Raw genomic sequence first — 14,754 nt, 5'->3', positions numbered from 1 at the left:
TGTCCCGCGCCGTTGGCTTCATGCCTTGGCGGGAGGTTTTGGCGGAAAGGCCGCAGGAGCCTCTGAATAATGCCTCAAATCACCGATGGGGTTTCAGGGTTTATTCAGAGACTCCTTTATCTGGCGCTGCATTCTATAGGAAACCCCTTATAAAGTTAAGTTGGACAGAGGTCGGAGGAATCTGTTAAGTGCGCTATACTCGCCGGCCGCAAATCAACAACTGTATTCAACCATGAACGACGCCCTGCAAGAGATTCACAACTTCCTGCCGTGCCAGACCCCTCAGCAATGGATCGACAATGCCCTGGCGAATCAGGACCTGATGCTGATCGATCACGCCCATTGCGAAAAGAAGGCCGCCTCCACCGCGCTCAGCCTGATGTACCGGTACGTTGACAACACCGACCTGCTGAACAAGATGTCCCGGCTGGCCCGTGAGGAGCTCCGGCATTTCGAGCAGGTGCTCGCGATTATGAAAAAGCGCGGCGTGGACTATTGCCATCTTACCCCGGCCCGATACGCGGCAGGATTAAGACAGGAAGTCCGGTCAGAAGATCCTGGCCGCCTGGTGGATGTGTTGATTGTGGGCGCCATTATCGAGGCGCGCTCCTGTGAACGGTTTGCCGCGCTCGCTCCGTTCCTGGATGAGAAGCTGGCGGATTTCTACACCAGTTTGCTGAAGTCCGAAGCCCGGCATTACCAGGACTACTTGACTCTGGCCGAACAGGCCGCTGGTGGACCGATCGCGGCCCGTGTGGGGGATTTTCTGGCCTTGGAGCGGGCGTTGATTGAAGATCCGGATCAGGAGTTTCGCTTTCACAGCGGGCCCATCTCAGCGTAACTGCCGACAAAGCTCTATCCAGGCATCAATTCCGGCGCTACGGTATTTCTGCTTGTGCAGGATGAAATAGAACTGCCGATCAAACTGACGGTGTTCCGGTACCGTCAGTGGCACCAGACTTCCGCGCTTGAACGCGTCGGCCAGCACAACTTCCGAAAGGCAGCCAATGCCCAGGTCGGCTTCCACTGCCCGTTTTATGGCCTCGGTGTGTTCCAGCTCCAGCAGCACATTCAGATCCGGCAACAGGCCGTGCATGCCCCGCTCAAACTCTGGCGGGTTCCTGACCCCTGCTCACGCATGATCCAGGTGGCGGTGCGCAGGTCTTCATCCGTCAGTGATGTTTTTTGGGCCAGTGGATGGGTGGGTGAACAGAACACCACCAACTCATCTCCCCGCCAGGGCAATACATCCAGTTCTGAAGACTGCAATTCCCCCTCGATCAAACCAATATCCAGCTCGAAGTCTCTCACTCGTCTTGCGATGGTGCTGGTATTGGCGACTTCGAGGGAGACTCTGGGATGGGTAGGGGTATTCATGTATTGGGCCATGACCCCCACGGCCAAATAGTTCCCGATAGTCAGGGTGGCACCGACTTTCAGGGCGCCCACCTCCGTGTGTTTGCTGAAGGCCTGTTCCAGCTCATTGGCCTGGGCAAGGACGGCCTCCACCTTGGGGCGGTAAAGCCGCCCCAGCTCGTTTAACTGGAGCCGTTTGCCAACGCGGTCGAACAGCTGGATGTCGAACTGGTTTTCCAGTTCTTTCAGCGCACTGCTGGCTGCCGATTGCGACATGGCCAGCGATTCGGCAGCACGGGTAATGTTCTGGAAATGGGCGGCTGCCAGGAAAACTTCCAGCTGTCGAAAACTGTACTTCATAACTTTTCGCTCTTAATCGGCTCACTCGAATAAGGTTATGAGAATATCCCATTTTCCCGATAGGTTAGTGTCGGGTTAGACTTAGCGCAATCCAAAATTGAATCATTCGCCGTAAGAAAGCGTAACGAACAGGCAAGAGGTTTACATGAGCAACCTGATTAAAGAGAAAGTTACCAGCGTCCATCACTGGAACGATACCCTGTTCAGCTTTACTACAAGCCGTGATCCGGGCTTCCGTTTCAAGAACGGGCACTTTGTCATGATCGGCCTGGAGACCGAGGGTAAGCCTTTGATGCGCGCTTACAGTATCGCCAGTGCCAATTACGAGGAAGAGCTTGAGTTCTTCTCGATCAAGGTCCAGGACGGCCCACTGACCTCCCGCCTTCAGAAAATCCAGGTAGGTGACGAAATTCTGGTGAGCCGCAAGCCGACAGGGACGCTGATTCTGGACAACCTTCTGCCCGGAAAGAATCTGTGGCTGATCAGCACCGGCACTGGTTTGGCGCCTTTCATGAGCATCATCAAGGACCCGGAAGTCTACGAGGCGTTCGATAAGGTTATTCTGACCCATGGCGTGCGTTACGTCTCCGAGCTGGCTTATCAGAAGGAGATCGAGGAGCTGCCGGAGAATGAATACTTCGGCGAAATGGTCCAGGGCAAGCTGGTTTACTATCCGACTGTGACGCGGGAAGACTTCCGCAACCAGGGGAGGCTGACCGATGCCATGGAGACCGGCAAAATCACCCGTGATCTGGACCTGCCGGATTTTGACCCGGAGAATGACCGGTTCATGATCTGCGGCAGCCCAAGCATGCTCAAGGACACCTGCGCCATCCTGAACAACATGGGCTTCAAGGAAGCCCGGGGCGGCGATATGGGTCATTACGTGATTGAGCGGGCGTTCGTGGAGCAGTGAGCTCGCGGGCTGAATCCGCCTCGAAAAAAGCCGGAGCGTGATGCTCCGGCTTTTTTGTGTTTGTATCTGACAGAATGGGTCGTATAAACGGCAAAGGGCTTTGGAGGCGGAGCAATGGCAGGACGGCAGTTAACGAAGAGAAACGTCATCAGCTTTTGGGTGGCACTGGCGGTCGGGGTAATTCTTGGCACCGTGGTTCAGACCCAGCTAAATCTTTGGGCCCTTCAGGCTATGGGTGTAGCGGTTGGGCTTGACGCCCGCATTTCTGCCACCGGGCATGATCTGGTCTCTTTTGCGCCGCTCTACCTGCTCCTCTTTGGACTCAGTTTCCTTATTTCCCAGGGCGCTGCGGCGGTCGTTTCCCGTTTCGTGGGGCGCGGACTTCGGGTGCCACTGTTCGGCCTGGCCGGGGCATCCGGGCTGTGGGTTGCACTAGTGTTGGTTAATGCCCTGGCTCCCATGCCAACCCTGATTGCGGCGACCCGAACCGGGGGAGGTCTGCTTGCCATGCTGTTAACCGCCGCATTTGCCGGAGCCCTGTTCGCCAGACTTACTGCCAGGCCTGCCACCGGGGTCAGTAGCCACGCCTCAGGAACCCTGCTGGCCTTTTGCCTGGCGGTTGGCCTCGGGGCGCTGCCAGGTCCGACACAGGCCCAGTCCTTGAGCGACTACACCGTCGAGACGTTGACTTCCGGGCTGGAGCATCCCTGGTCCCTGGCGTTTCTTCCAGGTGGTGGCGCCCTTGTGACGGAGCGGGCAGGGCGGTTGCGGATGATTTCAGAGGAGTGGGAGCTCGGCCAGGCGCCGATTACCGGAGTTCCGCCGGTTTTCAATGATGCTCAGGCAGGTCTGTTCGATGTGCTGTTGTCGCCGGACTTTGAGAATAACCAACTGGTCTTTCTCGCCTACTCTTGCGGGACGGCCTCTGCGAATCACCTGTGCGTGGCCCGTGGTCAGTTGCAGGCGGAGGCCTTGACGGAGGTTGTCGAGATATTCCGTGCCAAGCCGGCCAAGGAAGGCAGCGCCCACTACGGTGGCCGAATGGCCTGGCTTCCGGACGGTACGCTGATCGTGACGCTGGGAGACGGATTTGACTATCGGGAGCAGGCGCAGAACCTGTCCAGTCATCTGGGCAAGATCGTGAGGCTGAACCCGGATGGCAGTGTTCCCGCCGACAACCCCTTCGTTGGCAGGGAAGGCGCTCTGCCGGAAATATACAGTTACGGGCACCGGAACGTTCAGGGGCTGGTGTTTGATTCCGTCGAAAACGTCTTGATTGCCCATGAACATGGCCCCCGCGGCGGTGATGAGATAAATATTATCGAGCCGGGACACAACTATGGCTGGCCCGTGATCACGCACGGCATCGATTACACCGGCGCCATGATCACGCCCTTTGTTGAGCGGGAAGGTATGGAGCAACCGTTGTTGCACTGGACCCCTTCAATTGCCCCTTCAGGCATGACCCGCTATCGGGGTGAGCTGTTTCCGGACTGGCAGGGAAACCTTCTGGTCGGCGCCCTTGCCGATAAAAGCGTTCACCGCGTCACACTGGAAGCTGGTGAAGCAAGCGACGTCGAGAGTTTGTTCGAAGCAATGGGCGAACGGATCCGGGACGTGGCTACCGGGCCTGATGGGGCGGTGTATCTGCTCACTGACAGTGCGGATGGACGGATTCTGCGTATCCTGCCTTAGTCTCGGCTCTGGGGTCTTTGGGCCCGGCCGGTGTATAGTAGGCGGTTTTCAGAAAGAGGGAAGCCGCTATGTTTCATCTGGAACTGGAACCACGTTTCAGCGATACCGATGCCCTCGGGCATATCAGCAATACCACTCTGCCGGTCTGGTTCGAGCAGGCCAGGACGCCGGTTTTCCGTATTTTTCACCCGACCCTTGAAGCCGAGACCTGGCCACTGATCATTGCACGACTTGAGATTGATCTGATGGCACAGAGCTACTGGCATATTCCGGTCAAGATCAAAACAGGCATCGGTAAGATCGGCAATTCCTCGTTTCATGTGATTCAGGAAGCCTGGCAGGGCGACAAGCAGATTGCCCGGGGTGTCGCCGTGTTAATTCATTTTGATTACGAAACCGAGAAGGCACTGCCGATTCCGGAGGACATAAAAGCCAGGCTGGCAGAACATGCGGTAGCGTGATCGTGCACAATTCTGACTTTCCCGGAGGCGCTGGTGTTTGGTAAATACCTTGTATTGCTCTCTCTGATGAGTGTTTTGGTGGTCACTGGTTGTGATTCTACTAATGAGGATAACGCGCCCGAATCAAATGGCCCACAACTTACTTCACTGACTGGCCCGGATGTTGATATCTCCCTGGCACTGACCTCCGCCCAGTTGGACTGGGTGGGCCAGCAGATTTTCCGGAACGAGTGCGCAGGGCGTTTTCGGTGTCTGGTCCACTGGAACGATGGCGAGGCGTTTCCGTCATTGGGTATCGGTCACTTCATCTGGTATCCGGAGGGCGTTGAAGGGCGATTCGTGGAAAGTTTTCCTGCCCTGATGGAATACATGGAACAACGTCAGGTCAATATTCCCGAATGGTTGCGAGCGCTCGAGCCTTTTGACGCTCCCTGGCGCGAAAAATCAGACTTTCTGGCTGTAGACGATTCACCACGAGTAGCAGAGCTGCGAGAGTTTCTGGCGGGTACCCAGGGCATCCAGGCCGAATTCATATTCCGCCGCGCCAGGCAATCGCTTGGAAAGATTATTGAGGCAGCCCCGGATGATCAAAAGTCAGAGGTCGCAGGAAGGCTGGAGTCTTTGAGCCAGACACCCGGTGGCGTTTACGCCATCATCGACTATGTGAATTTCAAGGGCGAGGGGCTTTCGGCCACGGAGCGCTATGAGGGCCAGGGCTGGGGGCTGCTTCAGGTGCTTTTGGAAATGTCTGGTTCACCGGATCAGAGCGCCCTTGTGAAATTCAGGGAAGCAGCCGACACCGTTCTGACGCGCCGGGCAGAAAACGCGGAGAATCCCATCGAGCGGGAGCGCTGGCTGCCGGGGTGGCGGAAGCGCCTCGAGACCTACGCAGAGCCCCCAGTTTTCAAAATTTCGAAATAATTTTGCATAAAAACTAGTTCATTTCCCGAACCTTGTTCTACTTTTAATAGGCGCGGCCCTTGGTCTGCCTTTTTTTGGCGCATGGGGTTGGAGCGAAAGCGCCGAACTGGTGCATGAAATGGTATTACTTCGTTCCAGATTCGCCTGAAACGCGCCGGTGATTGATAAAAATAATATAAATCATCGGCTTACGCCGAGTGGCTTGCAAATTGCTGATTACACTCGTCGCGATAAAACCAACTGATGTTCGGAGAAAAGACAATGAGAAAGACGAAATCGATTGCCCTGGGGATTGCTCTGGCCGTAGGCACGTTCTCGGCCACTGGTGCCATGGCAGCTACAACTCTGGAGAACGTCAAGGAGAAAGGTCACCTCCAGTGCGGCGTGACCAGCGGTTTGCCTGGCTTCTCGCAGCCTGATGAAAAAGGTAACTGGACCGGTATCGACGTGGATACCTGCCGCGCGGTTGCTGCCGCGATTTTCGGTGACGCAAACGCGGTTGAGTTTACTCCACTGACTGCAAAGGAGCGTTTCACCGCCCTGCAGTCGGGTGAAATCGACATGCTCTCCCGTAACACCACCTGGACACTGACCCGCGATGCGTCCCTGGGCCTGAACTTTGCCGGCGTGAATTACTACGATGGTCAGGGCTTTTTGATCAACAAGGGTATCGGTGTGGACGATGCCACCCAGCTGGACGGTGCCACCATCTGTATCCAGGCCGGTACTACCACCGAGCTGAACCTGTCGGATTACTTCCGTGCCAAGGGCATGGAATTCAAGCCGATCGTGTTCGACACCTCCGAGCAAACCGTTCAGGGCTTTGCGGCGGGTCGTTGCGACGTTCTGACCTCTGACCGTTCGCAACTGGCGGCACTTCGCTCGAAGCTGTCTGATCCGAGTTCAGCCAAGATCCTGCCGAACACCATTTCCAAAGAGCCCCTGGGCCCGGTTGTTCGCCAGGGTGACGATCAGTGGTTCAACATCGTCAAGTGGGTGCTTTTCGCTCAGATCAACGCCGAAGAGCTGGGCGTGACCAGCGCCAATGCCGACGACATGCTGAAGTCCGACAACCCGAATATCCAGCGCCTGCTGGGTACCGATGGCGACATGGGTGCCAAGCTTGGACTGCCGGATGACTTCGGTTATCAGGCCGTGAAACTGGTTGGCAACTACGGTGAAATGTATGACCGCAACGTAGGACCGGATACCCCGCTGGGACTGGATCGCGGAATCAACGCGCTCTGGACTGAAGGCGGTATCATGTATGCGCCGCCGGTCCGTTAAGACCTGAAGGCATACGGCGAAGTCTCCTGTGGGAGGCTTCGCCGTTATCTCTGATGCTGTAAACCACAGGGAAGCTCTTCAGGACAATCCATGAAAAAACAAACAATCGATACCCGACCTGCAGGGCCCAAGCCCTGGTACGACCCCCGGGTCCGCTCACTCTTCTTTCAGGCGGTAGCCATTGCCCTCGTGTTCTGGGGCGGATGGATTCTCGTCGATAACACGCTTTCCAACATGGAAAGCCGTGGCATCAGCACCGGTTTCGGCTTTCTCGGTGAAACCGCCGGATTCGGCATCATCATGAATCTGGTGCCTTATGATGCAACCATGTCTTATGGCCGAACCTTCTGGGTTGGTCTAACCAATACATTGCTTGTTTCCGCGATGGGTGTCGTTGCCGCCACCATTCTCGGTTTCATCATTGGTGTTGCGCGACTCTCGAGTAACTGGCTTGTGGCCAAAATGGCGCTGGTTTACATCGAAGTGATCCGCAACATACCGCTGCTTCTGCAGATTTTCTTCTGGTACTTTGCCGTACTCAGCAATCTTCCGTCACCACGCCAGAGTGTTGATGTCGGTGGAGCGCTGTTCCTGAACAACCGGGGCCTTTACCTGCCAGATCCAGTGACCCAGGAGGGTTTCGGAATTGTCTGGGGCGGTATTCTGCTTGCCATCGCTGCTGTCGTCGGGATTCGGATATGGGCGAAAAAACGCCAGTTGGCGACCGGACAGATCTTCCCGACCTTCAAGGTCGGCGTGGCAATTCTGGTGCTGGTACCGATAATCTCTTATCTCGTGGCCGGTCGGCCTCTTGAGTGGGATTTGCCAGCGCTCAGGGGCTTCAACTTTGGCGGGGGAATTACCATCATTCCGGAGTTGGCGGCTCTGTGGATTGCACTGTCGCTGTACACCGCCAGCTTCATCGCTGAAATCGTGCGCTCCGGTATTCTGTCGGTCAGCAAGGGACAAACCGAGGCCTCCAAGGCTTTGGGGCTGCCCAATGGTCTTACCCTCAGGTTGGTGGTGATACCGCAGGCCATGCGGGTCATCATTCCGCCGCTCACCAGTCAGTATCTGAATCTGGTGAAAAACTCCTCCCTGGCAACGGCCATCGGTTACCCGGATCTCGTGGCGGTCTTCATGGGCACCACGCTGAATCAGACGGGGCAGGCCGTCGAGGTTGTCGCCATTACCATGGCGGTATATCTGACCATCAGTCTGCTGATCTCGTTGTTCATGAATATTTACAACCGGGCTGTGGCCATTAAGGAGCGATGATGACCGAGTCAACCATGAAAGCACCCAAGAAGGCGCTCCGTCCGGTCAAGTGGATGCGGGAGAACCTGTTCTCCGGCTGGTTCAACACGGTATTGACGCTGGGTGTGGCCTATCTGCTGGTGACCAGTGTAGGGCCTTTGCTCAACTGGTTTTTCCTCGACGCCAACTTTGTTGGCAGTGATCCGAGCGCCTGTACGGGAGCGGGTGCCTGCTGGCTGTTTATCAGCCAGCGTCTGAATTTCTTTATCTACGGATTCTACCCGGATGAACTGCAGTGGCGGGTCGACGTGATGTTCCTGCTGCTGGCGGTTTCCTTTGTACCCCAGTTCATCGAGCGGTTCCCCGGCCGCAAGTGGCTCGGGCTGTTCGGTATCTTTGGTTTGCCCATTGTTGGCTACTTCCTGATTCCCGGAGGCAGTTTCGGCCTGGAAGAAGTGCAGAGCTCGAAATGGGGCGGCCTGATGCTGACCCTGATCCTGGCTTACATCGGGATTATTGCGTCCTTGCCCATTGGCATATTGCTGGCGCTGGGTCGTCGCTCCGACATGCCGATCATCCGCGGGATCTGTGTGGTCTTTATCGAGGTATGGCGGGCGGTTCCGTTGATCACGGTTCTGTTCATGGCTTCGGTGATGCTGCCGCTGTTTCTCCCGGAAGGTGTGAACTTCGAGAAACTGGCCCGGGCGCTGATCGGTATAACCCTGTGGCAGTCCGCTTACATGGCGGAAGTGATTCGCGGTGGCCTGCAGGCCATTCCCCGGGGCCAGTATGAGGCTGCCGATGCTCTGGGGCTGGGATACTGGCGCAAAATGGGGCTGGTCATCCTGCCGCAGGCTCTGAAGATGGTTATTCCGGGTATCGTGAACACCTTCATTTCCCTGTTCAAGGACACCACGCTGGTGTTGATTATCGGGCTCTTCGATATCCTCGGCACAGTCCAGTCCACGGTTACCGATCCGGCCTGGCAGAATGTTGCCATCGAGGGCTATGTATTTGTGGCGTTCTGTTTCTGGGTCTTCTGCTTCGGCATCTCCAGATACAGCCAGAACCTTGAACGAAAACTAGACACTGGTCATAAGACCTGACGGGTAATCCTATGACAGACCAAACACAAACCTCAGAAATGCAGACCCCGCCGAAGGACCAGCCGGGAAAAAAACCGGGGATTATCCGGGTTGAGGGCATGCACAAGTGGTACGGGGACTTCCATGTTCTCAAAGATCTCAACCTGACCGTTGATCAGGGCGAGAGAATTGTCATCTGTGGGCCATCCGGCTCGGGAAAATCCACCTTCATCCGTTGCATCAACCGGCTGGAGGAGCATCAGCAGGGCAAAATCATTGTTGATGGTATCGAGCTGACCGATGATGTCCGCCACATTGATACGGTTCGGCGGGAAGTCGGCATGGTGTTTCAGCACTTCAACCTCTTCCCGCACCTGACCGTCTTGGAAAACTGCTGCCTGTCGCCGATCTGGGTGCGAAAAACGCCCCGAAAGGAAGCGGAGGCATCAGCGATGGAGTACCTTGAGCGGGTCAAGATCCCGGATCAGGCTAACAAATTCCCGGGGCAGCTTTCGGGCGGCCAGCAACAGCGTGTGGCGATTGCCAGGGCCCTGTGCATGAAGCCCAAGATCATGCTGTTCGACGAGCCAACCTCGGCCTTGGATCCGGAGATGATCAAGGAAGTGCTGGACGTAATGATTGAATTGGCGGGAAGCGGTATGACCATGCTCTGCGTAACCCATGAGATGGGTTTTGCCAAGACGGTGGCGGACCGTGTGATTTTCATGGACGGTGGCGAGATCGTGGAGCAGGCGCCTCCCCACGAGTTCTTTACCAACCCACAGGAAGCCAGAACTCAGAAGTTCCTCCAGCAGATACTCGCGCACTGAAACCAAGACTAAAAAAGCCGGGCATTTGCCCGGCTTTTTTTACAACGGCTCCTTGAATAGCTCGGGCTCCTTGCCTGGCTCTGCCTCAAGCCACCAAACGTTCTTGTCCCAGTCTCCCAGTACAATACGCTTTGCCGGCGACCCGTTGGCCGTCAGTTCATGAACCGCGGGGCGATGGGTGTGGCCATGGATCATTCGCTGGACACCGTGCGTTTCCAAGTCCTTGACCACTTCCTCGGGCGTTACGTCCATGATGAACTCCTCCTTGCCCTGATTTTTCGCCATGCTGATTTCCCGTAGCTGGCGGGCCATTTGCTGGCGGTCTTTCAGGGGGCGCTGGAGTATCATCTGCTGCCACTGCGGGTTACGCATGTTGGCCCGGAACTTCTGGTATTCCACATCGGCGGTGCACAGGCTGTCTCCATGCATCAGCAGGGTAGGAGTACCGTACAGATCAATCACCGTCGGATCGTCCAGCAGCGTTGCGCCGGCCCGGTCGCAGAAGTCCTGGCCGATCAGAAAGTCCCGGTTGCCGTGCATCAGGAAAATCCTGGTGCCGCTGTCCCGCAGTTTTCGAAGGGCAGTCGCAATCTGCTCCTGGAGCGGCGTGCGTTCGTCATCTCCTATCCACGCCTCAAAGAAATCACCGAGAATATACAGCTGATCAACACCACTGGCTTTCCCGTCGAGAAAGCCCAGAAATGCCTCAGTAATATCCGGGCGGGATTCCTCGAGGTGAAGATCTGAAATAAACAGCGTGGTCACGCGTCCTCCAGAACCTCGGCTTTTTCGATTACCACGTCATCGGCAGGCACATCCTGGTGGCCTGCACGCATGGTGGTGCGCACTGCTCGAATCGCGTTTACCGTGTCCATGCCGTCGGCCACTTTGCCGAACACGCAGTAGCCCCAGCCTTCCGCGTTTTTGGCGGTGTGGTCCAGGAAGCCGTTATTCTCAACGTTAATAAAGAACTGGGCTGTGGCAGAGTGCGGGTCCATGGTGCGTGCCATGGCAATGGTTCCCTGCATGTTGCTCAGTCCGTTATCGGCTTCGTTCTGAATCGAATCGCGGGTTTTACGTGGGGTCATGCCCGGTTCGAAGCCGCCGCCCTGAATCATGAAATTGCTGATCACACGGTGAAAAATCAGGCCATCGTAAAAACCGTCGCGAACGTACTGTTCAAAGTTTTTGGCGGTTTCCGGTGCCTTGTCGTAGTCCAGTTCCAGCTTGATGTCACCGTAGTTGGTTTTCAGCAGAATCATCAGGTTTTCCTGTTCAGAAAGGTTAGGTACGTTAACGGGCCCATTGTACTCAAGAGTTTCCCGCTATGCATGAGTCCGGCAAGGATTTGTGAGTATAATACGCGGTTTAAGATTCACTCCCCTTTTAACAGAGATTGTATGAGCGCCGAGTCGAAGAAAGCCCACAACTTTATCCAGAGCCTGATCGAAGACGCCATCGCCAGCGGAGAGCATACCGGCAAGGTGGTCACCCGATTCCCGCCGGAGCCCAACGGCTACCTGCATATCGGTCATGCCAAATCGATCTGCCTCAACTTTGGCATCGCCGAGACCTTTTCCGGCGACTGTAACCTGCGGTTTGACGACACCAACCCGGAAAAGGAAAACCAGGAATACATCGACGCCATCAAGCAGGATGTGGAATGGCTCGGTTACGAGTGGGCTGGCGATGTGCGGTACGCATCGGATTACTTCGATGCCCTCTATGAGTTCGCCGAGGAGCTGATCACCCGGGACAAGGCTTACGTCTGCGCCCTGACGGCAGATGAAATGGCCGAGTATCGCGGTAGTCTCAAAGAGCCGGGCAGGAACAGCCCTTACCGGGATCGGCCGGTGGAAGAAAGTCTGCAACTGTTCCGCGATATGCGGGACGGCAAGTACCAGAACGGCGAGCTGGTGCTGCGGGCCAAGATCGATATGGCCTCTCCGAACATCAACATGCGGGATCCGATCCTTTATCGTATCCGTTACGCCGAACACCATCAGACCGGCAACAAGTGGTGCATCTACCCGATGTACGACTTTACGCATCCGATTTCCGACGCCATGGAGGGAATCACCCATTCCCTGTGCACACTGGAGTTCGAGGATCACCGGCCTTTATATGACTGGGTGCTGGATAACATTTCCGGCCCCTGCCATCCGCGTCAGATCGAGTTTGCCCGGCTGAATCTGAACTACACCATCACCTCCAAACGTAAGCTCAAGCGTCTGGTAGATGAGAATGTAGTTGATGGCTGGAACGATCCGCGTATGCCAACCATTTCCGGTATGCGCCGGCGTGGCTACACGCCGGAGTCCATCCGCACCTTCTGCGACATGATCGGGGTGAACAAGGCCGGCGGCACTGTGGATGTGGGTATGCTTGAACACGCCATTCGCGAAGACCTCAACACCCGGGCCCCGAGAGCCATGTGTGTGATGCGCCCGTTGAAAGTCACGTTGACCAATTACCCGGCGGATCAAAGCGAAACGCTCACCTTACCAGTGCACCCGCAAAATCCGGATATGGGCGAGCGGGAAGTGCCCTGGACCCAGACTCTGTATATCGACCGGGAAGATTTCGAAATGGAGCCGCCGCGTAAATGGAAGCGGCTGGCCCCGGACCAGGCAGTACGCCTCCGTGGCGGCTATGTGATGACCTGCCGGGAAGTGATTCGTGACGACAGTGGCCAGATTGTCGAGCTCAAGTGTGAGTACGATCCCAACACCCTGGGCGTCAATCCCGAGGGCTACAAACCGAACGGCGTGATTCACTGGGTTTCGGCGAGTGACAGTGTAGAGGCAGACATCAATCTGTATGACCGCCTGTTTAACCACGAGTCGCCGGACAGTGACAAGGAAGGCGATTTGATGGATCACCTGAATCCGGAATCGCTGGTGGTTCTCAAAGGCGCGCGCGTCGAAAAGAGTCTTGTCGCGCCCCGTATGGATCTTCCATACCAGTTCGAGCGGGAAGGCTACTTCTTCTGTGATCAGGCCCATACCGAGGCTGCCGGTCGGCCGGTATTCAACCGCACTGTTACGCTCAGGGATTCCTGGGGCAAGGGGGGCAAGTGATCCGCATCTACAATACGCTGACCCAACAGAAGGAAGAGTTTCGGCCAATTGAGCCTGGCAAGGTCCGGATGTATGTCTGCGGTATGACAGTCTATGACTACTGCCACCTGGGGCATGCCCGGGTGCTGGTAGCCTTTGATGTGATTACCCGTTACCTGCGTCATCGCGGTTACGACGTGAACTATGTTCGCAATATCACCGATATTGACGACAAGATCCTGCGCCGTGCAGATGAAAACGGTGAGCCCTATGACGAGCTCACGGACCGGATGATCAAAGCCATGCACGAAGACGAAGCCCGTCTCGGCGTGCTGTCACCGGATGAAGAGCCCCGAGCTACCGCGTATATCGACGAAATTATTGCGATGATCCACAAACTGATTGCTGGCGGCCACGCCTACGCAGCAGACAATGGCGACGTCTACTTTGCGGTCGATTCCTTCGATGACTACGGCAAGCTCAGCAAGAAAAAGCTGGAGGATCTTCTGGCGGGCGCGCGGGTGGATGTTCAGGAAGCCAAGCGCAGCCCCGCCGATTTCGCATTGTGGAAAGCGGCAAAGGCAGGGGAGGTCAGCTGGCCGTCGCCCTGGGGCGACGGTCGTCCCGGCTGGCACATTGAGTGCTCTGCGATGTCCACCTGTTGTCTCGGCGAAACATTCGATATTCACGGCGGTGGCCCGGATCTGCTGTTCCCGCATCATGAGAACGAGATTGCCCAGTCAGAATGTGCCACTGGCCACACTTTTGTGAACACCTGGATGCACGCGGGTGCCATCCGGGTGAACAAAGAAAAGATGTCCAAGTCCCTGGGTAACTTCTTCACCATCCGCGAGATCATGGAGAAGTACCCGGCAGAAGTGGTCCGTTACTTCCTGGTTTCCAGCCACTACCGCAGCCAGGTGGATTACTCTGAGGAAAATCTGGCTGAGGCCGGCCGAACTCTGACCCGTTTGTACCATGCGCTTAGAGGCATTGTGCCCGCCAAGGCCGCCGATGTGCCGGAATCCGAGCACGACGAGCGGTTTGCCGAGGCGATGGACGATGACTTCAACACCGCGGGTGCAATTGCCGTCCTGCACGCTGTTGCCAACGAGATCAATCAGCATCGTCGCGATGGTCGTGAAGACGATGCCAAGCAAAGTGCGGCGATTCTGGTAAGGCTTGGTGGTGTTCTGGGGCTGCTGCAGCAGGATCCCGAGGCGTTCTTCCAGGCAGACACGGGTGGTGAGCTTAGCGCCGAAGACATTGAAGCAATGATCCAGGCCAGGGCTGATGCCCGCAAGGCAAAGAATTTTGCCGAGGCCGACCGGATCCGCGACGAGCTCCTCGAGAAAGGTATTATTCTGGACGATTCCCGAGAGGGGACGACCTGGCGTAAAGCCTGAATTTCCGGGAGCTGCCGGTTGGTCAGACCAGTTTTGCGCCTGCAGGAATGATCTTGTAAGGATTTTCCCTTACAATGCGGCGCTCAAATTAGAATGCCCCCTCAAGATGAAGGGGGAGTCG

At 56.3% G+C, this 14,754-nt stretch carries 13 protein-coding genes and 1 pseudogene; 11 read left to right on the top strand and 3 right to left on the bottom strand.

The window, feature by feature from the left end; genetic code table 11:
- Positions 1-232: 232 nt before the first annotated feature.
- Positions 233-841: a tRNA-(ms[2]io[6]A)-hydroxylase gene (gene miaE / locus HP15_RS10980; protein ID WP_014577534.1), complete on the top strand. Its 609-nt coding sequence runs from the start codon at positions 233-235 to the stop codon at positions 839-841.
- On the opposite strand, the pseudogene HP15_RS10975 reads toward miaE, so the two are convergent.
- A pseudogene (locus tag HP15_RS10975) lies at positions 833-1,716 on the bottom strand (LysR family transcriptional regulator). The gene miaE and the pseudogene HP15_RS10975 sit on opposite strands and share 9 nt — an antisense overlap.
- A gap of 145 nt (positions 1,717-1,861) precedes the next feature.
- On the opposite strand from HP15_RS10975, the gene HP15_RS10970 reads away from it, so the two are divergent.
- From HP15_RS10970 to HP15_RS10935, 8 genes are all read left to right on the top strand, one after another.
- Positions 1,862-2,632 carry a ferredoxin--NADP reductase gene (locus tag HP15_RS10970; protein ID WP_008174999.1) on the top strand — a complete coding sequence of 257 codons (771 nt, stop codon included), beginning with the start codon at positions 1,862-1,864 and terminating at the stop codon, positions 2,630-2,632.
- A gap of 114 nt (positions 2,633-2,746) precedes the next feature.
- Positions 2,747-4,327: a PQQ-dependent sugar dehydrogenase gene (locus HP15_RS10965; RefSeq protein ID WP_081449836.1), complete on the top strand. Its 1,581-nt coding sequence runs from the start codon at positions 2,747-2,749 to the stop codon at positions 4,325-4,327.
- 68 nt (positions 4,328-4,395) lie between these two features.
- Positions 4,396-4,788 (top strand): acyl-CoA thioesterase, encoded by a 393-nt coding sequence (locus HP15_RS10960; protein ID WP_014577531.1) that lies wholly within the window; start codon positions 4,396-4,398, stop codon positions 4,786-4,788.
- A 33-nt stretch (positions 4,789-4,821) separates the two neighbouring features.
- On the top strand, positions 4,822-5,709 hold the full coding sequence (locus HP15_RS10955) for a hypothetical protein (RefSeq protein ID WP_014577530.1): 888 nt from the start codon (positions 4,822-4,824) through the stop codon (positions 5,707-5,709).
- Positions 5,710-5,970: 261 nt separating this feature from the next.
- The gene (locus HP15_RS10950) at positions 5,971-6,996 is read left to right on the top strand and encodes an amino acid ABC transporter substrate-binding protein (protein ID WP_041645303.1); all 1,026 of its coding nucleotides are present in this window, start codon (positions 5,971-5,973) and stop codon (positions 6,994-6,996) included.
- Between the two features lie 90 nt (positions 6,997-7,086).
- On the top strand, positions 7,087-8,274 hold the full coding sequence (locus tag HP15_RS10945) for an amino acid ABC transporter permease (RefSeq protein ID WP_014577528.1): 1,188 nt from the start codon (positions 7,087-7,089) through the stop codon (positions 8,272-8,274).
- Complete coding sequence (locus tag HP15_RS10940; RefSeq protein WP_041645302.1) at positions 8,274-9,359, top strand: amino acid ABC transporter permease; 1,086 nt, start codon at positions 8,274-8,276, stop codon at positions 9,357-9,359. The genes HP15_RS10945 and HP15_RS10940 overlap by 1 nt, the downstream gene beginning before the upstream one ends.
- 38 nt (positions 9,360-9,397) lie before the next feature.
- Positions 9,398-10,168 (top strand): amino acid ABC transporter ATP-binding protein, encoded by a 771-nt coding sequence (locus HP15_RS10935; RefSeq protein WP_014577526.1) that lies wholly within the window; start codon positions 9,398-9,400, stop codon positions 10,166-10,168.
- Positions 10,169-10,207: 39 nt separating this feature from the next.
- Here HP15_RS10935 and HP15_RS10930 read toward each other — a convergent pair whose 3' ends face one another.
- Both HP15_RS10930 and HP15_RS10925 read right to left on the bottom strand, forming a co-directional pair.
- Positions 10,208-10,933, bottom strand: coding sequence for a UDP-2,3-diacylglucosamine diphosphatase (locus tag HP15_RS10930; protein ID WP_008175010.1), 726 nt, complete (start codon positions 10,931-10,933; stop codon positions 10,208-10,210).
- Positions 10,930-11,430 carry a peptidylprolyl isomerase gene (locus tag HP15_RS10925; RefSeq protein ID WP_008175011.1) on the bottom strand — a complete coding sequence of 167 codons (501 nt, stop codon included), beginning with the start codon at positions 11,428-11,430 and terminating at the stop codon, positions 10,930-10,932. The genes HP15_RS10930 and HP15_RS10925 overlap by 4 nt, the downstream gene beginning before the upstream one ends.
- A gap of 138 nt (positions 11,431-11,568) precedes the next feature.
- Between HP15_RS10925 and HP15_RS10920 the strand changes: the two genes are divergently transcribed.
- Positions 11,569-13,248, top strand: coding sequence for a glutamine--tRNA ligase/YqeY domain fusion protein (locus HP15_RS10920; RefSeq protein WP_014577525.1), 1,680 nt, complete (start codon positions 11,569-11,571; stop codon positions 13,246-13,248).
- Positions 13,245-14,633, top strand: a complete 1,389-nt coding sequence (gene cysS / locus HP15_RS10915) for a cysteine--tRNA ligase (RefSeq protein WP_014577524.1) — start codon at positions 13,245-13,247, stop codon at positions 14,631-14,633. The genes HP15_RS10920 and cysS overlap by 4 nt, the downstream gene beginning before the upstream one ends.
- Positions 14,634-14,754 lie beyond the last annotated feature (121 nt).

The organism is Marinobacter adhaerens HP15, assembly GCF_000166295.1.
Lineage (GTDB): Bacteria > Pseudomonadota > Gammaproteobacteria > Pseudomonadales > Oleiphilaceae > Marinobacter > Marinobacter adhaerens.
This window is presented reverse-complemented; position numbering and strand designations above follow the sequence as displayed.

What these genes read in the sequence shown, in the direction of transcription:
- HP15_RS10960 (WP_014577531.1), top strand. Translation starts at nt 4,396, where the DNA reads ATGTTTCATCTGGAACTGGAACCACGTTTCAGCGATACCGATGCCCTC.
- HP15_RS10970 (WP_008174999.1), top strand. Translation starts at nt 1,862, where the DNA reads ATGAGCAACCTGATTAAAGAGAAAGTTACCAGCGTCCATCACTGGAAC.
- miaE (WP_014577534.1), top strand. Translation starts at nt 233, where the DNA reads ATGAACGACGCCCTGCAAGAGATTCACAACTTCCTGCCGTGCCAGACC.
- HP15_RS10925 (WP_008175011.1), bottom strand. Translation starts at nt 11,430, where the DNA reads ATGATTCTGCTGAAAACCAACTACGGTGACATCAAGCTGGAACTGGAC.
- HP15_RS10945 (WP_014577528.1), top strand. Translation starts at nt 7,087, where the DNA reads ATGAAAAAACAAACAATCGATACCCGACCTGCAGGGCCCAAGCCCTGG.
- HP15_RS10940 (WP_041645302.1), top strand. Translation starts at nt 8,274, where the DNA reads ATGACCGAGTCAACCATGAAAGCACCCAAGAAGGCGCTCCGTCCGGTC.
- HP15_RS10935 (WP_014577526.1), top strand. Translation starts at nt 9,398, where the DNA reads ATGCAGACCCCGCCGAAGGACCAGCCGGGAAAAAAACCGGGGATTATC.
- HP15_RS10920 (WP_014577525.1), top strand. Translation starts at nt 11,569, where the DNA reads ATGAGCGCCGAGTCGAAGAAAGCCCACAACTTTATCCAGAGCCTGATC.
- HP15_RS10965 (WP_081449836.1), top strand. Translation starts at nt 2,747, where the DNA reads ATGGCAGGACGGCAGTTAACGAAGAGAAACGTCATCAGCTTTTGGGTG.
- HP15_RS10950 (WP_041645303.1), top strand. Translation starts at nt 5,971, where the DNA reads ATGAGAAAGACGAAATCGATTGCCCTGGGGATTGCTCTGGCCGTAGGC.